At 37.5% G+C, this 19,000-nt stretch carries 25 protein-coding genes and 1 pseudogene; 21 read left to right on the forward strand and 5 right to left on the reverse strand.

Translation table 11 applies throughout. The features are described 5' to 3' along the window. The first annotated feature begins 67 nt into the window (after window positions 1–67). Genes HT718_RS02620 through HT718_RS02635 form a run of 4 tightly spaced genes read left to right on the forward strand, consistent with a single transcriptional unit; the run spans window position 68 to window position 2,852 of the window. Window positions 68–358 (forward strand): thiamine-binding protein, encoded by a 291-nt coding sequence (locus HT718_RS02620; protein ID WP_173267086.1) that lies wholly within the window; start codon window positions 68–70, stop codon window positions 356–358. Beyond that, complete coding sequence (locus HT718_RS02625) at window positions 321–1,079, forward strand: ABC transporter permease (RefSeq protein WP_173267088.1); 759 nt, start codon at window positions 321–323, stop codon at window positions 1,077–1,079. The genes HT718_RS02620 and HT718_RS02625 overlap by 38 nt, the downstream gene beginning before the upstream one ends. Before the next feature lie 37 nt (window positions 1,080–1,116). Beyond that, on the forward strand, window positions 1,117–2,124 hold the full coding sequence (locus HT718_RS02630; protein WP_140223801.1) for an ABC transporter substrate-binding protein: 1,008 nt from the start codon (window positions 1,117–1,119) through the stop codon (window positions 2,122–2,124). Further along, window positions 2,124–2,852, forward strand: a complete 729-nt coding sequence (locus HT718_RS02635) for an ABC transporter ATP-binding protein (RefSeq protein WP_000136219.1) — start codon at window positions 2,124–2,126, stop codon at window positions 2,850–2,852. The genes HT718_RS02630 and HT718_RS02635 overlap by 1 nt, the downstream gene beginning before the upstream one ends. A 156-nt stretch (window positions 2,853–3,008) precedes the next feature. Here the strand turns inward: HT718_RS02635 and HT718_RS02640 are convergent, their stop codons facing one another. The 4 genes from HT718_RS02640 to HT718_RS09515 all read right to left on the reverse strand — a co-directional run bounded on the left by HT718_RS02640 (window position 3,009) and on the right by HT718_RS09515 (window position 6,893). Beyond that, window positions 3,009–4,175 carry a site-specific integrase gene (locus tag HT718_RS02640; protein ID WP_173267090.1) on the reverse strand — a complete coding sequence of 389 codons (1,167 nt, stop codon included), beginning with the start codon at window positions 4,173–4,175 and terminating at the stop codon, window positions 3,009–3,011. A 190-nt stretch (window positions 4,176–4,365) separates the two neighbouring features. After that, window positions 4,366–5,340, reverse strand: a complete 975-nt coding sequence (locus HT718_RS02645) for an Abi family protein (RefSeq protein ID WP_173267092.1) — start codon at window positions 5,338–5,340, stop codon at window positions 4,366–4,368. Between the two features lie 362 nt (window positions 5,341–5,702). Then, on the reverse strand, window positions 5,703–6,242 hold the full coding sequence (locus tag HT718_RS02650) for a hypothetical protein (RefSeq protein WP_173267095.1): 540 nt from the start codon (window positions 6,240–6,242) through the stop codon (window positions 5,703–5,705). Between the two features lie 84 nt (window positions 6,243–6,326). Continuing rightward, window positions 6,327–6,893, reverse strand: a complete 567-nt coding sequence (locus HT718_RS09515) for a helix-turn-helix transcriptional regulator (protein ID WP_240147345.1) — start codon at window positions 6,891–6,893, stop codon at window positions 6,327–6,329. 200 nt (window positions 6,894–7,093) lie between these two features. Here HT718_RS09515 and HT718_RS02660 point away from each other — a divergent pair, with 200 nt between their 5' ends. The 16 genes and pseudogenes from HT718_RS02660 (at window position 7,094) to HT718_RS02730 (ending at window position 17,699) form a co-directional block, all read left to right on the forward strand. Further along, a complete protein-coding gene (locus tag HT718_RS02660; protein WP_173267097.1) occupies window positions 7,094–7,291 on the forward strand; it encodes a helix-turn-helix transcriptional regulator in 198 nt (65 codons plus the stop codon). 240 nt (window positions 7,292–7,531) lie between these two features. Next, the gene (locus HT718_RS02665) at window positions 7,532–8,134 is read left to right on the forward strand and encodes a Rha family transcriptional regulator (RefSeq protein WP_173267099.1); all 603 of its coding nucleotides are present in this window, start codon (window positions 7,532–7,534) and stop codon (window positions 8,132–8,134) included. A gap of 11 nt (window positions 8,135–8,145) precedes the next feature. Beyond that, window positions 8,146–8,406 carry a hypothetical protein gene (locus HT718_RS02670; RefSeq protein ID WP_004261922.1) on the forward strand — a complete coding sequence of 87 codons (261 nt, stop codon included), beginning with the start codon at window positions 8,146–8,148 and terminating at the stop codon, window positions 8,404–8,406. Between the two features lie 321 nt (window positions 8,407–8,727). Continuing rightward, window positions 8,728–8,928 carry a hypothetical protein gene (locus tag HT718_RS02675; protein ID WP_004261925.1) on the forward strand — a complete coding sequence of 67 codons (201 nt, stop codon included), beginning with the start codon at window positions 8,728–8,730 and terminating at the stop codon, window positions 8,926–8,928. A gap of 1 nt (window position 8,929) precedes the next feature. Next, window positions 8,930–9,139, forward strand: a pseudogene (locus HT718_RS09520) (hypothetical protein). Between the two features lies 1 nt (window position 9,140). Beyond that, a complete protein-coding gene (locus HT718_RS02680) occupies window positions 9,141–9,413 on the forward strand; it encodes a hypothetical protein (RefSeq protein WP_223326782.1) in 273 nt (90 codons plus the stop codon). Continuing rightward, window positions 9,400–10,260, forward strand: a complete 861-nt coding sequence (locus HT718_RS02685) for a conserved phage C-terminal domain-containing protein (RefSeq protein ID WP_173267104.1) — start codon at window positions 9,400–9,402, stop codon at window positions 10,258–10,260. The genes HT718_RS02680 and HT718_RS02685 overlap by 14 nt, the downstream gene beginning before the upstream one ends. An 11-nt stretch (window positions 10,261–10,271) precedes the next feature. Then, entirely contained in the window at window positions 10,272–11,117 is an 846-nt protein-coding gene (locus HT718_RS02690; RefSeq protein WP_173267106.1) for an ATP-binding protein, read from the forward strand. Beyond that, entirely contained in the window at window positions 11,114–11,275 is a 162-nt protein-coding gene (locus HT718_RS02695; RefSeq protein WP_000997173.1) for a hypothetical protein, read from the forward strand. Before HT718_RS02690 ends, HT718_RS02695 begins: the two co-directional genes overlap by 4 nt. An 89-nt stretch (window positions 11,276–11,364) precedes the next feature. Next, on the forward strand, window positions 11,365–11,595 hold the full coding sequence (locus HT718_RS02700; protein ID WP_004261935.1) for a hypothetical protein: 231 nt from the start codon (window positions 11,365–11,367) through the stop codon (window positions 11,593–11,595). A 49-nt stretch (window positions 11,596–11,644) separates the two neighbouring features. Further along, entirely contained in the window at window positions 11,645–12,505 is an 861-nt protein-coding gene (locus HT718_RS02705; RefSeq protein ID WP_173267108.1) for a phage major capsid protein, read from the forward strand. Window positions 12,506–12,514: 9 nt separating this feature from the next. Then, a complete protein-coding gene (locus HT718_RS02710; protein ID WP_173267110.1) occupies window positions 12,515–13,063 on the forward strand; it encodes a hypothetical protein in 549 nt (182 codons plus the stop codon). A gap of 377 nt (window positions 13,064–13,440) precedes the next feature. Beyond that, on the forward strand, window positions 13,441–13,851 hold the full coding sequence (locus HT718_RS02715) for a DUF722 domain-containing protein (RefSeq protein ID WP_173267112.1): 411 nt from the start codon (window positions 13,441–13,443) through the stop codon (window positions 13,849–13,851). Window positions 13,852–13,987: 136 nt separating this feature from the next. After that, a complete protein-coding gene (locus HT718_RS02720) occupies window positions 13,988–14,332 on the forward strand; it encodes an HK97 gp10 family phage protein (RefSeq protein ID WP_004261968.1) in 345 nt (114 codons plus the stop codon). 474 nt (window positions 14,333–14,806) lie between these two features. Next, window positions 14,807–15,265 carry a CtsR family transcriptional regulator gene (locus HT718_RS02725; protein ID WP_173267114.1) on the forward strand — a complete coding sequence of 153 codons (459 nt, stop codon included), beginning with the start codon at window positions 14,807–14,809 and terminating at the stop codon, window positions 15,263–15,265. A 1-nt stretch (window position 15,266) separates the two neighbouring features. After that, window positions 15,267–17,699 carry an ATP-dependent Clp protease ATP-binding subunit gene (locus HT718_RS02730; RefSeq protein ID WP_173267116.1) on the forward strand — a complete coding sequence of 811 codons (2,433 nt, stop codon included), beginning with the start codon at window positions 15,267–15,269 and terminating at the stop codon, window positions 17,697–17,699. 72 nt (window positions 17,700–17,771) lie between these two features. On the opposite strand, the gene HT718_RS02735 is transcribed toward HT718_RS02730, so the two are convergent. Further along, on the reverse strand, window positions 17,772–18,002 hold the full coding sequence (locus HT718_RS02735; RefSeq protein WP_173267118.1) for a hypothetical protein: 231 nt from the start codon (window positions 18,000–18,002) through the stop codon (window positions 17,772–17,774). Window positions 18,003–18,288: 286 nt separating this feature from the next. Here HT718_RS02735 and HT718_RS02740 point away from each other — a divergent pair, with 286 nt between their 5' ends. Then, window positions 18,289–18,963 carry a hypothetical protein gene (locus HT718_RS02740; protein WP_173267121.1) on the forward strand — a complete coding sequence of 225 codons (675 nt, stop codon included), beginning with the start codon at window positions 18,289–18,291 and terminating at the stop codon, window positions 18,961–18,963. Window positions 18,964–19,000: the final 37 nt, after the last annotated feature.

A 19,000-nucleotide genomic window follows, 5' to 3' on the forward strand; every position in this document is an offset into this window, starting at 1 on the left:
TCACCTTTTCCATATATGGTAAAGGTTTTTCTTTTTATAAAGAGGAAAACGAGAAGAGGAGGTTATTATGAAAGCAAGCATTGCCTTGCAAGTTTTACCCCTATCACAGGGGATTGATCGGATAGTTGTTATTGATCAAGTCATTGCTTATCTGCAAGATCAGGAAGTGACCATGGTGGTGACACCATTTGAAACGGTCTTGGAAGGAGAGTTTGATGAGCTCATGCGCATTCTCAAAGAAGCGCTCGAAGTGGCAGGGCAGGAGGCAGATAATGTCTTTGCCAATGTCAAAATAAATATAGGAGAGATTTTAAGTATTGATGAGAAACTTGAAAAGTATACTGAGACGACACATTAGTCTATTGGGCTTTCTAGTAGTCTTGTCAATCTGGCAGTTAGCAGGTTTGCTTAAACTTCTCCCCAAGTTTATTCTGCCGACCCCTCTTGAAATTCTCCAGGCCTTTGTTCGGGATAGAGAATTTCTCTGGCACCATAGCTGGGCCACCTTGAGAGTGGCTTTACTGGGGCTGGTTTTGGGAGTCTTGATTGCCTGTCTCATGGCGGTGCTTATGGACAGTTTGACTTGGCTCAATGATCTGATTTACCCTATGATGGTAGTTGTCCAGACCATACCGACTATTGCCATAGCCCCTATCCTGGTTTTGTGGCTAGGTTATGGGATTTTGCCCAAGATTGTCTTGATTATCTTGACGACGACCTTCCCTATCATCGTCAGTATTTTAGATGGTTTTAGGCATTGTGATCAGGATATGCTGACCTTGTTTAGTCTGATGCGAGCCAATCCTTGGCAAATCCTGTGGCATTTTAAAATCCCGGTCAGCCTGCCTTACTTTTATGCAGGACTAAGGGTTAGCGTCTCCTACGCCTTTATCACAACAGTGGTATCTGAGTGGTTGGGAGGCTTTGAGGGTCTTGGTGTTTATATGATTCAGTCCAAGAAACTGTTTCAGTATGATACTATGTTCGCTATTATTATTCTGGTATCGATTATCAGCCTTTTGGGGATGAAATTGGTCGACGTTAGTGAAAAATATGTTATTAAATGGAAACGTTCGTAAAATTAGAATGTTTCAAAAAAGAAAAGAGGAAATCAAAATGAAAAAAACATGGAAAGTGTTTTTAACGCTTGTGACAGCTCTTGTAGCTGTTGTGCTTGTAGCTTGTGGTCAAGGAACTGCTTCTAAGGACAACAAAGAAGCAGAACTCAAGAAAATTGACTTTATCCTAGACTGGACACCAAATACCAACCACACAGGGCTTTATGTAGCCAAGGAAAAAGGCTATTTCAAAGAAGCTGGAGTGGATGTTGATTTGAAATTGCCACCAGAAGAAAGTTCTTCTGACTTGGTTATCAATGGTAAGGCGCCATTTGCAGTGTATTTCCAAGACTACATGGCTAAGAAGTTAGAAAAAGGTGCAGGAATTACTGCCGTTGCAGCTATCGTTGAGCACAATACATCAGGAATTATCTCTCGTAAATCGGACAATGTAGCTAGTCCAAAAGACTTGGTTGGTAAGAAATACGGAACTTGGAATGACCCAACGGAACTTGCTATGTTGAAAACTTTGGTAGAATCACAAGGTGGAGACTTTGAGAAGGTAGAAAAAGTACCAAATAATGACTCAAACTCTATCACTCCGATTGCTAATGGTGTGTTTGACACTGCTTGGATTTACTACGGTTGGGATGGTATCCTTGCTAAATCTCAAGGTGTAGAGGCTAACTTTATGTACTTGAAAGATTACGTCAAGGAGTTTGACTACTACTCACCAGTTATTATTGCAAACAACGACTACCTTAAAGACAACAAAGAAGAAGCTCGCAAAGTTATCCAAGCTATCAAAAAAGGTTATCAATATGCTATGGAGCATCCAGAAGAAGCAGCTGATATCCTCATCAAGAATGCACCTGAACTTCAGGAAAAACGTGACTTTGTCATCGAATCTCAAAAATACTTGTCAAAAGAATACGCAAGCGACAAGGAAAAATGGGGTCAATTTGACGCAGCCCGCTGGAATGCCTTCTACAAATGGGACAAAGAAAATGGTATCCTCAAAGAAGACTTGACAGACAAAGGCTTCACCAATGAATTTGTGAAATAATGACAGAAATTAGACTAGAACACGTCAGTTATGCCTATGGTCAAGAGAGGATTTTAGAAGACATCAACCTGCAGGTGACTTCAGGTGAAGTGGTTTCTATCCTAGGACCAAGTGGTGTAGGAAAGACCACCCTCTTTAACCTAATCGCTGGGATTTTAGAAGTTCAGTCAGGGCGAATTGTCCTTGACGGTGAGGAAAATCCTAAGGGGCGCGTGAGTTATATGTTGCAAAAGGATCTCCTCTTGGAGCACAAGACGGTGCTTGGCAATATCATACTGCCTCTCTTGATTCAAAAAGTGGATAAGGCAGAGGCTATTGCTCGAGCAGATGAAATCCTTGCGACCTTTCAGCTGACAGCTGTACGGGACAAGTATCCTCATGAACTGAGTGGAGGGATGCGTCAGCGTGTAGCCTTGCTCAGGACCTACCTTTTCGGGCACAAGCTCTTTCTCTTGGATGAGGCCTTTAGCGCCTTGGATGAGATGACAAAGATGGAACTCCATGCTTGGTATCTGGAGATTCATAAGCAATTGCAGCTAACAACCTTGATCATCACGCATAGTATTGAAGAGGCCCTCAATCTCAGCGACCGCATCTATATCTTGAAAAATCGCCCTGGGCAGATTGTTTCAGAAATTAAACTAGATTGGTCTGAAGATGAGGACAAGGAAGTCCAAAAGATTGCCTACAAACGTCAAATCTTGGCAGAATTAGGCTTAGATAAGTAGAAAAATAGGGAGTTGGTGAAGATTATCCTTTACCAGCGCCCTTTTTCTTTTAAAAATGAGAAAATTTCGGTATAATAGTCAATTATACCGAAATCATTCTATAATCGTTGATACATAAGGGTTTTATGTATCGCTTTTTTTATTTTGTGGACTTTTTTAGGAACTTTTTATTTTTTCGAGGGCAGTTTCAAAGAATGAGACTGCTCTTTTTTGGTTCTCTTTTGATAAATGGCTGTAAGTGTCCATAGTTACAGATATTTTTGCATGGCCAAGCCGTGTCTGTATTTCTTTGTACGGCAGGCCAGCATTAAGCAAGATGCTAGCGTGAGTGTGTCGGAAAGCATGAAAGCCTAAATCAGTACAGTTAGCGCTTTTTAAGTGCTTATGTAGGCGATAATCAACCTTTCGAGTATTGACATAGTTGTCAAAGCTATCAGAGAATACTTTCTCATAGGTTAAGCCAATGTTTCTACCGTTTTCTGCTTGTCTTGCTCGGTAGAGACGAAGCATGAGCACTGTTTTATGATCGATATCTAAAACTCTATAGCTTGATTTTGTCTTAGGACTGTTTACCTGGTTTAAAATATTGAGTGTTTTGTTAATATCGATTGTTCCGTTCTGCAGGTCAATATCAGACCATTCCAGGGCCAGACATTCACGGATGCGCAGTCCAGTAGCTAGGAGCGTTTTATAAAGCACAGTATCATAGAAATTGACAAAGGTATTCTCCAGGTTATCGAGATAGGAGAGGAAGTTTTTAAGTTCCTGATCTTGAAAGTATTTAATTTCTTGTTTATCTCTGGTTATCTTTCTAGGAATGACAATATCACGAGCGGGGTTATTGTCTAATGCTTGGATAGAGACCCCATACTGTAGTATACGTTTATTTAAGGCATGAAGATGATTGTATTCTTTATACCCCGTTCCGTCCTGATTGTACTCATCCGCCCATTTATTTACCTGAGTTTGGATAATAACAGGAGTAAGTTTATCTAGTTTGTAAGTACCAAATGAGGGCAAGAGGTAATTATTTAAGCAGCCTTTTATCTTTATCTGCGTATTAGTCTTTATGGTATGCTGGTAGGTTTGCCAAAACAAGTCCACAAGTTCCCTATAGGTTGTTATATGTGAGCGTTGTTTCCGTGTAGAGCCGTTTTTCTCAAATTCTACCTTAGCCTGGGTGGCCTTGTTTTTGAGTTCTTTCTTTGTTCGTGCTGATATGGTAGTCTTGACCTTCTTACCAGTTACAGAATCAATGCCAAGATAGATACTGGAGCGGTAGACTGCTGATCCGTCTTTTTTCGTGTGTTGTGTAATTTTCATGGTTTTACTCCTTTTTCCATCAGCAGGCAAGCAATTAGAAAAGATTTTGAGTTTATACCATGCGAGGATCTACGAGAATGCCCCTATTTTCGATTTTAAGCAGTCAGACGGTAAATTGTGCCAGAATAGGAAACAAGGCGGATATGGGGCTTGTATGGGGTTTGAAAATGCCCATATATTGCAAGTAGTTCTATCTTAATGTGTCGGTGATATTATACCAATTATTCGGAAATCCAAGTGTGTCCAATACAATGCCGGCTTCAATGGAGTGCGCTTTTTTATTTAGAGCTTTGGTTCTTTTAATAATAGTGTTATGTAATTGAGCGTATTGTGTGGAAGCAAGTAGGCATTGCAAGGCAAGAAAAACATAATATACAGATTGTCTTGATGTATTGGCATTGTTATTGTAATAGTGGAAATAAGCTAGTTGTGGAAGATTCTCACGACATTTATAATTGAAAAGTTTATTATTATGAGCAGTGATATTTCTAATTTCTAGTATATTTTTAATAATACTTTCTAAAGCCTTTCCACTTAAAAGGTCTTTACTAGGTCTATTTTGGATGTATTCAATATTTTCTTGTAAGAATGGTGATAAATCTCTAGCTATTTGATTTTTTATATCAGTGTTTAGATTTCTATAAAAGTTAAATGCTTGCCCTAATGTAAGTTCATTGATGATAACCCAGAAAGGAACAACGCCATGTTGTTTATAGTGGTGTTTTATAGAATTGTTTTGCTTATCCCTATTATAATCATTGAGTATTTTAGCTAATATACTGATTAAATTTGTAATTTGTGCTAGCCTTTTTGCATCTTTTTGTGTTTCAAAATTATTAATGTCTAGATAAGAGTATGGCTTTGGATATGATTCTGAAAAACGATATGCCAGTACGGATTTAAAGTGTTTTTCTGCATCTATAATTGCTTTTAAAAAAGCTGATTTAATTTCTTTATCGTAAAAGTGTGTTGCAGCTATTTCTCTAAAGTCTGCACCAGCTATAAATTTATCTTTTGATGTTTGAAAAAACTTACTATATCCGTTGACGACGTTGTAATAGTTGTTAGTTAGAAGGTATCTTTTACATTCTTCTATGTTATCTATTTCTAAACCTCTAGACTGGAGAAGTTTTATTTGTTCATCTAATGTTTGAAATGGTTTCATATATGTTCCTTATATACAAAAACACCACCTAGTAGAACTAGGCGGTGTTTCGCGTACTCTGTTCCCTTGGGAGCAGAAACTCTTCTCATTGCCTAATAATACTGTAATTTTTAGTTTTTGTCAATCTTTTTGGTTTGTTTTTTAAAAATTTTTGAGTATTGAAAAATCTCAACGCTGGGAACGTTGCTTTTATTGCATTATCAGACAAGTTAGCGGTAGCAGGATTGTCTTTTTCTATTTGTCGAATTTGTCGTTTTTTGCGCTTTAGTCTGTAAAATTGGCTTTCTATTCTTCAATTTCCCCTGTTTTTGCACAATAGACCGTTGAAAGAGGGGTTCTATTGGCGAATATGGGGGAGTTTTTTAATTTACGATGATTTCTCCAACAGGGATAAAATCTTTTTGTTTTGAAGATTTTGCGATTAAGTCGTATTGATCAGCAGATTTTTCATACCCAAGGGAAAGAGTAGTATTGTCGTCTGGTAATTTTTTAGCAAACTCAGATATAGACATCCGAAATACGGTAATTGCATTTTGCTGATTAGTTGTAGCAGAATTTGAATTGATTGCGGCCATAGTCTCTTTTGCGTTATCTTTAGCCGTTCCAGTTAGCAAAATCATGATTGTATCATGTGGTTCGGATGAATCTGAATCGATTACGTTATTTTGAATTTTTACACTTATTGCGCCAGTTGATTCAGGATCTAATTTTGATTTGATTTCAGAAATTAGATTGTCGTATTTACTGTTATCTACTTTGGTTTTAACGTTTGTTGAAGTAGTGTTTTTTTGCTCCGTTTTTGGTTGCTCCGAGCTATCTTTAGTAGTTGATTGATTGTTAGAGCAAGCCACTAGGACGGTAGCAGAAAGTAAAATAGCTGACGTGCTTAGTAATTTTTTCATAAGTAGCCTCCTATATGCTGATGTTTTTATGATAAAAGATTTTGATACCTATCTTTTGCACAATGAACCTTTGGAATAGAGTTACTATTGTTTATCTGAGGAGTTTAGTTTTTGAGGGGATTCATTGTTTTTGTTTTTTTCTATAAGTTCGTTCGTTTGATTGATACTTTGGATAATCAATCTTAGTTTTTCAGATTTAAAGTGATTTTCCTTAATAGATAAAATAAGCTCAAACATTTCGTCACTGCTATCTACAAGTGATTTGATAGTGTGTAAAGTAGTTATAGCTTTTCCTCTATGGATTTCATCTTCATGAAGAACTTGATCTAAGTATTGTAACCTTTCAGATAGTACTTCTTTCATTGCATTGTATTGTTTATTATATTCTGTTAGTTTTTTTTCGAGTTCTTCAATCAAATGTTGTAATTGCTCACTCGTATTTTCTTCATGGCCTAACAGATAACCTACACTGACTCCGAATATATCTGCTAGTTGCTGGGCTTTTTCTGGTTTTATTTGACGTTCGCCTTTTTCCCAATAAATATAAGTTCTTTTTGTAACACCTATTTCATCAGCTATTTCTTGCTGAGTCATTCCTATTTTACCGTTAAATTCTTTATTTAACCTCAATTCTTTTAACTTATTATCCATATTTAAAAACACCTTTCAAGAGTATTTTACCACGTTTTTTTTCATTGTTGCAAAAAAAATTCAACATTTTTTAGAAAAAGCATTGACATTGCACAAAAAGTACAATATAATATTGCTATCAACGGAAAGTTGTACAAAAAGTACACCATATCAAACGCCTTTCAATCAATTATGGTGAATTTCTAAAATGGAGGTAAAAAATGAGAAATAACATGAGATTGTTATTAGCGAAGCGACGCAAAAAAACCGCTGATGTTGCAAAAGCTACGGGAATTTCAAAAAGTACCTTAACGGCTTTGTATTATGAACGTGCAAAGAATCCAAGTCTTGATACGTTAAAAAAAGTATCTAGTTACTTGGGCGTTACACTTGATGAATTTCTTGATACGAAATATTAGAAAGGAGCGAACTAATCGTAATACTACTCTACATTTACAGATTTTTCATGTGGTGCTTTACCACTGGGGATTGATAAACGGTTTTAGCTAAATATTTGCTAGAGTGATTTGCTTGCTACCTATGGCAGTATCAAGGGTTTGTAGGGGTTTATTCTCTCCTAAATTTTCCCTACCTCAATGATTTACCTTGGTACTGTTTTAGGTGGCAAGCACGAGCAACAAGAAGAAAGGAGCGAACCAATGGAATTGGTTTATATGGACGGCAAGAAAGAGCCGTATACACTGAGCAGTATCGTTGCAGACTGCGCTGAAATTAAGCACAGACATTTGAAGATTTTGCTGAACAAGCACCGAGAGGACTTTGAAAGCTTCGGAAAGGTGCAATTTAAAATTTCACCTTCAAAGAGTGGGCAAAATGTACGGGACTATATTTTGAATGAGCAACAAGCAACCTTGATGATCACTTACTTACGAAATACAGAACCCGTAAAAGAGTTTAAGAAGAACTTGGTCAAAGCCTTCTTTGAAATGCGTGATGAACTTTCTAAACGCTATCTTCAAAGGGAACTGGAAAAGCCAAAGCGCAAGACCTTAACCGAAGCTATCAAATCATGGGAGAAAGCGCCCAAGCATGCCTATAGTACACTTACAAACTTACTACTAAAGGGAGTGACAGGGAAGAATAAAGCGCAACTCATGAAGGAGCGAGAAAGTAAGAACGGTATTGATGGCTTGACAAGTGTAGAGCTGACAAACTACCAACGTTTGGAAGATATGGCAATAGCTATGATTAACTTGAATAGGGGGTATTCAGAAATTAAGGAATTAATTTTTAAAGTATAGGAGTATAGAAAATGGAAAATGAATTTAAGACAGTTGCAAATGCTAAGGGGTTAGAAATTCCTAAGTATCCCAAGGATTTTAAAAAGCTAGTTGAGAAAGACAGACAACTAGCCGAATATCTTTGTATGAACTACGAGAACTTGGATAGTGAAGACCTAGGCGCATTTCTTGAAACGGTGGAGCAGGGAATCAGTTGGATTCTGGATCTTATCGAAAGTAAAGACTTGCTTTATAAACCAAAGTCAGGTAGTAATCATGCAAAAAGAAAATAAAAAAATCACTTGCTCAAATTTTGACCGAGGAGAGCAAGCGACAGGATAAAAGGTATACGTTTTTTAACGTACCTTGATTATAGCATGAAAATGCTACTGAAGCAATAACTAATAGCAGGCAAGCAATTAGAAAAGGTTTTGAAATCAAGCGCTGACAGGGTGATTCTAAGGCCTTGTTTAGCTGAAAGATGGGTAATTACTCACGAAACACCACTACAAGCGTTCGCCAACTTGGGGCAATCGCCCAGCGTTTGGAGTGGTGATAATTAAGTATAGGAAATAGGCAGGAAAAAGGACAAGGAAAGGCTAATGGAGAAAAATATGACTCTAGACCTAGATAACATGACACGATCAGAATTTGATAAGCTAATGACTAAAATCAAGGATAGAAATCCGAACCTCTTTCAGTTCATCATTGACTTTTTAGATGATAAAGTAACTCCAGAAGAGGTGTATGACTTTCTGAAGATGGAGCGAAGCTATCAAGTAAATTATATTAAGAATTACAAAGCGAGGGCATAGCATGAATGAACTAGATTTAAGCAATACACAGGCGCTTATTTTTACCGTGATATTGGTTGGCTTTCTCATGTATCTAAACCACCGAGACCGCAAAAAAAGCGCATAAATCGAGCGAGAGAGTACACAGACGATAGAAACGACTAGCGAGGAATTAAGCCCTGATTATGGGCGATATATTCAGCTTGCAGGACTTAATCCATGGGGGTACTAAGATGTTTGAAAAAATGATTGAAGATTTAAAGTCTAAGATTTTGGAAGCAGTGGAACGGTATTTAAAAAGCCATGAGAAAGTACCTCAAAAAAGATTAGATTTGATCAGCAAGGTGGAACTAAAGGAAGAACTGGGCATAGGAGATAAAACCTTGACAAAATGGGAATGTGCAGGACTACCGCAGTATATACCGCCTATTGAAGATACTAGAAAAGCGTATTATAAAATCTCAGACGTTTTAAAGTTTTTGGGGGTAGATGATGGCAAAGACTAAAATATATTTTTGGTTAAAAGTTGATAAGAAGTTTTTTGATAATCTTTTTATTAAACGACTTAAAAATATGCCTGGTGGCTACACTATGACAGTGATTTATATCCGTCTTATGTTGGAAAGTTTAGAAGATGATTGTATTTTGTACTATGAAGGATATTTTGATAGTTTGGTACAGGAATTAGCTTTAAAACTGGATGTTTCTGAAGATGATATAAATATGACGGTTGCATATTTTACAAAATGTGGACTGATTCAGATAGACGATGATGGACATGCTACATTATCGCAAGCAAAAGCCATGGTTGAGAGTGAAACAAACTGGGCAAAATACAAGCGAGAACAAAGAAAAAATAGTCAAGATTTACCAAAATTGGAGAATGTCCAAAATAAAAAGACTATTTCCAACTCATGTCCAACAGAGATAGAGAAAGAGAATAGAGTTAATAGTAAGAGTAATAATTTATATTTAGATAATATATTGTCGGGAAATCCCGACTTCACTTTTCCTACTTGGCTTGAAGAAACAGCTATAAAAGATTTAGAGAAAACAAAACATAAAGAACTTTGGATTCCTATTGCTTATCTGAATCAAGTAGCTAATAAGCGGTATAAGTTTGTTGATAAGACAAAAAGGCTTTTACTAGCACGATTCAAAGAAGGCTATACACTGGAAGATTTTAAACAGGTGATAGATATTAAAACGGCAGAATGGAAGGATAGTCCTGAATTTTCTAAATATCTGAGACCTGAAACACTTTTCGGAACTAAGTTTGATGGTTATTTGAATCAAAAGTCTAAAACCATAAAAGGGAAGTCCGAAGACAATTTTCCAGATCTACCATTTTAGGAGTTGCAAAGATGAAGGAACAATTTAAAGAATTTAATAACAGAAAAATATCGGATAAAGTTTGCGATATTCACCAGGTCAATTATTGGGAAATTTCTGTACCGGTATTAGGGGGTTCAGAAAGAAAACTACAAGCATTTTGCCCGGAGTGTGTGAAGGAGGATATTAAACAACAAGAGCAAGACCTATTAAAACAGTTCGAGGACAGACAGGCTTACTTTAAAACTTATGATGTCTTAATGCGTGACAGTACGATTCCTAACGAGTTGAAGGGGGCAACATTTGAGAATTTCTTTGTTAAGACTACAGAGGAGCGTCAGATGTTAGAGTTTGTAAAAGGGCAAGCCCAGAAGTACCTTGGAGGTATGACGGGAAATACTTTAATTAGTGGTAGCACAGGAATAGGGAAAAGTCATTTATCTCTTGCTCTGGCCAAAGAAATCAATGAGAGCTTTAGAGAGAAGAACGAGCCTAAGAGTGTCTTATTTGTCAGCTTAACCGAGATTATCAAGCAGATAAAAGAAGGCTGGTCTTATGGAAGAAATGCAAACTTAACAGAGTATGAGGCAGTTAAAAAGCTTGTTGATGTTGATTTTCTAATCATTGATGACCTGGGGGCAAAAAATGGGACGGTAACCCCTAAGAGCGATTGGGAACAGGATTTCTTGTTTGATATTATCAATAATCGAGAAACTACGATTTTCAACACGAACCTAGATAGTAGTGAACTGCGGACTGTATACAATGCTAGAAATTCAAGTAGAATTTTGAAAGGTTTAGAAGGGAACACTTTCAAGGCTTTCACGATCAAAGACAAGAGATACACTATAAATACAGTGAGGGGAGAATATCAATGAATGATGATAAAATGCGATTTTCAACAGAAAAAGGCTTTGTTGTCTACGAAAAATGTGGTATAATAGAGATAGAAAAAGTTCCAAGGTTTGGAGAGATAACTTTATTCTATTCAGATGGGAAATTTACTCATCTAGTCAAAAAAGAAACTAAAAAATAAGTCTATTGAGAACAACTCAGGGACATACCGTAAGCATATAATGCTAGTGGTATGTCCCTTTTTGTTTGCATAGAAAGGGGGTGAGTATTATGTCAGGAGATACTTCTTTAGGGTATGTAGTAGCCAATAAGTTTTCTATGGATCCAGATAAAAGACAGAAAATCTTTTCTCAGTGTAAAAAAGAAGATGATAGCTTAGAACAACGGAAACAAGAAATACTAGAGAAATATGCTAACAAACAAGACAAATCAAAATCTAGAAAAAATGATTCTAAAGGCTCGGAGAGTCATAAAAGAAAAGCTAAGAGCAAAGAATTTTAGAAAAAATTATAAACAAAAATCAGATATTAAAAGATAAAGGAGCAAAAAAATGACAACTAACTTAGCTAAACAAAAAGAAAATCTAGAAGCTTATATCCGAAGCACAGGTTATAACACTAGAGGGATGAACGTAGAAAATAATCATGTACTCATTGAAAAACCAATCCTTGATAGTTACGAAGATGAACATCAACGTAAAGAACTGGTTGATCTAGTAAATGTTATTGAGACTCTTACCCGTGGTGGGAAGTATGAAGTAACTGACTTTGAATCTGATTCATTACAAGAAGTTAGCGAAAATTCGGTTGAGAGAACAGAAGCAGATAAAAAGAAAGCTATCAGCGTTGATTACTTAGTTAAATTATTCAGTGGAAAACTTGATTTTTCACAGGAACAATTAGATGATGGCCAATATAATTTAACGGATTTTCTTGGTAAGAAGATTATTAAATTAAAACGTAGAACACGAAATAGAGAGATTGGGAAAATTCTCCAAACTGCGAAAGTGCAGACTGCTACAAGTATGGACGACTTGAAATCTATTGTTTCTTTAATCAATCCAGAGCGCAATGTATCTATGGTTGTTAGTCAATCACTATTTAGTGTCTTAGAAAAAATAAAAGACATTTCAGGAAATTATCTTCTTAAAGTTGATAAAGAGACAGGCACAAGTGAAACATTCTTTGTAGATAACTTTTTAATTGTAGATGATACAACATTAGGGAATAAAGGTGACAAAAAAGGCTTTATCGGAGATCTAGAAAACTTTGTTACTTTGTTTGATCGCAAGAAAGATACACTTAGTTGGGTGAATGCGAATGACTATTTTGGAAAACGGTTGATTTTACATACCCGATTTGATGTAAAAAAAGTTGAAGAAGATTGTGGTTACTTTATTCAATGGAACTAGGAGAAAGAAATGGATATTAATCAAGTATTTGAAACACTGGATGATCTAGATAATAAAAAAAGTAAGATTAATTCAGCACGAGAACAGATAAGCGAAAAAAGGAAAAGCCTGTTAGGCAATCAAGCAGTTTCATTTGAGAACATAGATTCTTTTTTGTCAAATAACTTAGAATCTTTAGAGCAACTTGAAAAGATGGAAAAAGCTATTAATGGCCTTCAGGAAAAATTTGATAGTGATTTTTCAGAAGCTAATGCAGTCATCTTTGAATACATTTTTAAAGAAACTAAGCAACGGATGGAAACTAAGAAGATCTATAAACAATACCGAAAGAAACTTAGACGAATTCTGGACGCATATGATGAAATTCAAGAACTGAAGAAGGATGTAGAAGAAATCCATACAGGTGTAGTCAGAGAAATAAGTCAGAGACATTCTCTATCGCCGTATCGAACAGAAGTAAGTCCGCTTACTGTCCTACCATTCTTAACCCCTGATTCTAGCGGGTGGATGAATTTTTCTAAGGAATATCGGGACATTAAAGAGTATTTAGAAAAATAGGGAACAAATTAAGTAAGGCTAGTGATATATGGCTGAAACAAAAGAACTATCGCTAGTCCTACTTTTATGCTTTACTAAGTTTCACATAACAAAGTAAGCATAAACTGAAAAGAAGTAATAGCTTGAAAGCAAGGTATATCAGGGGTTTACAGAATGGAGTGAGTTTCACAGAATGTAAGATATGAGAAACTGAGGGGATAAATTAAAGAAATTTCCCTTGAACTTGTCATACTGAAGAGTTGTCAAACTTAAAACAGTAATAGCTTCTAACTTGAATATTGGCGGGCTTTCAGCGTTTTTTGTCAGTTTGACAGAATTTACAATTTGACAAATTGCAAGATAAAAAATTTTTAAAATTTAAGTGGAGGTGCTTACCGATGTACGAGCTGAGTAACAGAGACCTGGACGGGATAGATGTTGAGTTAGGGCGATATAGAACGATTGCTAATAAAATTTATTTGAGAAGACAGGAACTAATACATAATAAGAAACATAGCGCTGAGGATTATACTGGTGGGAAAGGCAAGACAGTATATAGTCCTACTGAAGCAACCATCATTAGAATTGAAGAAGACCAAACGCTAAGATATTTAGAAGGCTTTAAACTAGTTGTAGATACCTTGATGGAAAACTTAATTGAAAGTGATCTAGTAATTTTTAAAATGAGATATTTAGAAGCTAGTGTGACTTGGGAAGACGTGGCAGAGAAACTAAATAAAACTACTCGTTATATAAATAGTCGAAGAAAAGTAATCGCTAAAAGATTTATAGAATTGAAAGGATATTGACACTCCCCCCCACTTTGTAAAGCATTTTCGTTGATTTTAGGTACCGGGAGCGGTAACTTTTTCCAAGTCGGAAGCTGTCAACCAAAAAGGGGGTAAAAAGTTGATATTTTAAAAAAATAGAAGGAGTTTTTAGAAAATGGATTTAGCAGCACAATTAGCAAATATTTTAGCAGAATATTGCGAAGAGGTTAATGAAGAAGTTGATAAAATTGCGGAGCAAGTCGCTAAAGAAACAGTTAAAGAATTAAAGGAAACTAGCCCTAAAAGAACAGGTAAATATTCAAAAGGATGGCGTAAGAAAAGAGTGAGAAATGGAGTTTGGGTCGTATATAGTTTTAAATACGGCTCTCTTACTCATTTACTTGAATTTGGACATATTAAACGAAATGGGGGGAGGACTAAGGCGTACCCTCATTTAAGACCTGCAGAACTGAATGCGATTCAAAAATTTACAGAAAGGATTAAGAACATTTCAAAGTAAACTATAATTGAATAGTATTAAGTAGACTAATTAAGTGAGCAAACCAACACATCGTTATTTAAGTCCTTAGATTTATTTCTGAGGGCTTTTTATCCTTGCTTCTCATATTGCTATTTGATAAAATAAAAGTAAGAACAGCTTTTTCCCTATCCTCTATGCTTTTTTCTTTTGCGGGATTCTGGTTATATATAAGTTTGAGAGGATATGCTATAATATTACCAGGTAATAAAAAAAGCACGTCTGACCGTGCTAGTTTCTTGCCTGCTGAACTCATCAATATTACGCCCTTTTTAGGGCTCTTTTTTGTGGACTTTTTTAGGAACTTCCAAGAAAAACTAAGGCGATTTAATGCCTAAATGTTTTTAAAGAAAGTCAGTATTTTCAAGGGCTGAGCTCTAAAAATTTGACTTATAGAGTGTTAAATGATAGTATAGTCAAAGATAGTCAAGGTTTAAAGAGAGAGGTGGATTTGTAATGAGATTTAAAAATACATCGGATCATATTGAGGCCTACATCAAGGCAATTTTAGATCAATCTGGTATCGTGGAGTTGCAACGGAGTCAGTTAGCAGATACATTCCAGGTTGTTCCTAGTCAGATTAACTATGTGATCAAGACACGCTTTACGGAAAGTAGAGGCTACTTGGTTGAAAGTAAGCGGGGTGGTGGAGGCTACATTCGCATAGGACGGATTGAGTTTTCTAGTCATCATGAAATGCTCCGTGATTTGCTTTATTCAATTGGTGAGCGAGTTAGTCAAGAAATTTATGAAGATATTCTGCAGCTTTTGGTTGAGCAGGAGTTGATGACCAAGCAAGAGATGAATTTGCTGGAGGCAGTAGCTTTGGATCGCGTTCTAGGAGAAGAAGCTCCAGTTGTTCGTGCTAATATGCTACGACAGGTCATACAAGAGGTAGATAGAAAAGGGAAGTAAGATGAACTATTCAAAAGCATTGAATGAATGTATCGAAAGTGCCTACATGGTTGCTGGCCATTTTGGAGCTCGTTATCTAGAGTCTTGGCACTTGTTGATTGCTATGTCCAATCACAGTTATAGTGTGGCAGGGGCGACATTAAACGATTATCCATATGAGATGGACCGTTTAGAAGAGGTCGCGTTGGAACTGACTGAAACGGACTATAGTCAGAATGAAACCTTTACGGAATTGCCGTTCTCCCATCGTTTGCAGGTTCTTTTTGACGAAGCAGAGTATGTAGCGTCAGTGGTCCATGCTAAGGTGTTAGGGACAGAGCATGTCCTCTATGCGATTTTGCATGATGGCAATGCCTTGGCGACTCGTATCTTGGAGAGAGCTGGTTTTTCTTATGAAGATAAGAAAGATCAGGTCAAGATTGCTGCCCTTCGTCGCAATTTAGAAGAACGAGCAGGCTGGACTCGTGAAGATCTCAAGGCTCTACGCCAACGCCATCGTACAGTAGCTGACAAGCAAAATTCTATGGCTAATATGATGGGTATGCCCCAGACTCCGAGCGGTGGTCTCGAGGACTATACCCATGATTTGACAGAGCAAGCTCGTTCTGGCAAGTTGGAGCCAGTCATCGGTCGGGACAAGGAAATCTCGCGTATGATTCAAATCTTGAGTCGTAAGACCAAGAACAATCCTGTCTTGGTTGGAGATGCTGGTGTCGGGAAAACAGCTCTGGCGCTTGGTCTTGCCCAGCGTATTGCTAGTGGTGATGTGCCTGCAGAAATGGCTAAGATGCGCGTGTTGGAGCTTGATTTGATGAACGTTGTTGCAGGGACACGCTTCCGTGGTGACTTTGAAGAGCGCATGAACAATATCATCAAGGATATTGAAGAAGATGGCCAAGTGATTCTCTTTATCGATGAGCTCCATACCATCATGGGTTCAGGTAGCGGGATTGACTCGACTCTGGATGCGGCCAATATCTTGAAGCCAGCCTTGGCGCGTGGAACTTTGAGAACTGTTGGTGCGACTACTCAGGAAGAATATCAAAAACATATCGAAAAAGATGCGGCCCTTTCTCGTCGTTTCGCTAAAGTGACGATTGAAGAACCAAGTGTGGCAGACAGCATGACCATTTTGCAAGGTTTGAAGGCGACTTATGAGAAACATCACCGTGTGCAAATCACAGATGAAGCGGTCGAAACAGCTGTCAAGATGGCGCATCGTTACTTGACTAGCCGTCACTTGCCAGACTCTGCTATCGACCTCTTAGATGAAGCAGCAGCAACAGTGCAAAATAAGGCTAAGCATGTAAGAGCAGACGATTCAGGTTTGAGTCCAGCTGACAAGGCCTTGATGGATGGTAAGTGGAAACAAGCAGCTCAACTAATTGCTAAAGAAGAGGAAGTGCCTGTCTATAAAGACTTGGTGACAGAGTCTGATATTTTGACCACCTTGAGTCGCTTGTCAGGTATTCCAGTCCAAAAACTGACTCAAACGGATGCTAAGAAGTACCTAAATCTTGAAGCTGAACTGCACAAACGTGTCATCGGTCAAGATCAAGCAGTTTCAAGCATTAGTCGTGCCATTCGCCGCAATCAGTCAGGGATTCGCAGTCACAAGCGTCCGATTGGTTCCTTTATGTTCCTAGGACCGACAGGTGTCGGGAAGACTGAATTGGCCAAGGCACTGGCAGAAGTTCTTTTTGACGACGAATCAGCCCTTATCCGCTTTGATATGAGTGAGTATATGGAGAAATTTGCAGCCAGCCGTCTCAATGGAGCTCCTCCGGGTTATGTGGGTTATGAAGAAGGTGGGGAGTTGACCGAGAAGGTTCGCAACAAACCATACTCTGTTCTCCTCTTTGACGAGGTAGAGAAGGCCCATCCAGACATCTTTAATGTTCTTTTGCAGGTCTTGGATGACGGTGTCTTGAACGATAGCAAGGGACGCAAGGTTGACTTTTCAAATACCATTATCATCATGACGTCAAACCTTGGTGCGACAGCCCTTCGTGATGACAAGACTGTCGGATTTGGAGCTAAGGATATTCGTTTTGATCAGAAAAATATGGAAAAACGCATGTTTGAAGAGCTGAAAAAGGCTTATAGACCGGAGTTTATCAACCGTATTGATGAAAAGGTGGTCTTCCATAGCCTGTCTAGTGACCATATGCAGGAAGTGGTGAAGACTATGGTTAAACCTTTAGTGGCAAGTTTGGCTGAAAAAGGCATTGACTTGAAATTACAAGCTTCAGCACTGAAATTGTTGGCAAATCAAGGATATGACCCAGAGATGGGAGCTCGTCCACTTCGCAGAACCCTGCAAACAGAAGTGGAAGACAAGTTGGCAGAACTTCTTCTTAAGGGAGAATTAGTAGCAGGCAGCACACTTAAGATTGGTGTCACAGCAGGACAGTTAAAATTTGATATTGCATAAAAAACGAGGTCGGGACAAAGTTCCTGACCTCTTTATGTACCATCATGAGATGGTTTTGTGTTGTGACTGCTTTTATGGGTGGCTATCTTTCTTAGAATTGCTCAACAGGTGAGTAAAAAAGTCCTTGTATAGATACTTGAGATATTTTTCGTGTAGGAATAACAAAGCTATATAGAAAATCATAAAGACTGTCGTCAGATAGAAGACATCAAATGTAGTCTGAGCGTAGCGAATTGCGGACCGATAAGACCAGAAAGCTCCCAAAATCAACCAAGGAAGATACTTGTAATATTTGCTTAACATAAGCCTACACCTCCTATATTCTATTTCAATGTTATTATATTCCTTTGTACTTAAAGATGCAAGCGATTACACAAGAGTGATTTAAAAATATTACTCAAAATAGGAATTTTTTTCTGTTTTTGCTATTAGACTACGAATAGAAAAGTAGGAGGAGTAAAGGTATCTAAAGTATTTAAGGTTTTTAAAATAGTTTAGATAAATTGTTGACATATTTAAACTACAATGTTACAATTATATTACAAAAAGATTTCTTAATATTTCAAAAGTGTTACAAAGGAGTAGAAAAATGAAAAAGAAAACCTATATCAAATTGATGGCAGCAACTGTATTGGCTTCTACCTTGCTACTGGGAGCTTGTGGAAATAAAAAGGAAACGACTCAAGCAAGCAGTTCTGCTAAGACAAGCCAATCATCAAGCTCTAAAGCAGTTTCTTCTAGCAAAGAAAGCAAGACTCAGAAGTCCTCAAGTTCAGCTTCATCTGAAAAGACTAAGGCGTCTACTGATCAATCTTCAGCAACTGCGACACCATCACAAGCGGCACCTGCATCAGAGCAAAGACAAGGTCAAGAGGTGTCTAATCAACAAGCAGCTAGTCAACAAACTCCTGTTCAGGCTCCTCAAGCTCAGTCTAATCAATCAAGCTCTACAACTGACCGCAAACTTCAAGACAAGCAAGCAGAGCAAAATAAACGCTACAAGGGTGTTTTAACCATGGTAGATGGTGATTTCTCAGCTGCAGCGGGCAACTGGAAGGGAGCTAATGGCGAAACTATTACAGTTTCATCAAGAGGTCAATTTACAGTAGAATCTGCTGATGGAAAGAAAGAAAATTACTCCATCAAAGGATATTCTTATACTCTTGATGATGGTAAGTATAATGCCAAAATTGGTGGAGGAAAAGTCATCCAAATTATAACAGGAGCGGATGGTAAGGTTTCCAGTGTTGCTTTGAGTCAATAATAGCTCTCAGTATTTGAATTTTTACAATCAAAGAAAA

Origin of the sequence: Streptococcus sp. 714, assembly GCF_013277115.1 — a bacterium.
Taxonomy (GTDB): domain Bacteria; phylum Bacillota; class Bacilli; order Lactobacillales; family Streptococcaceae; genus Streptococcus.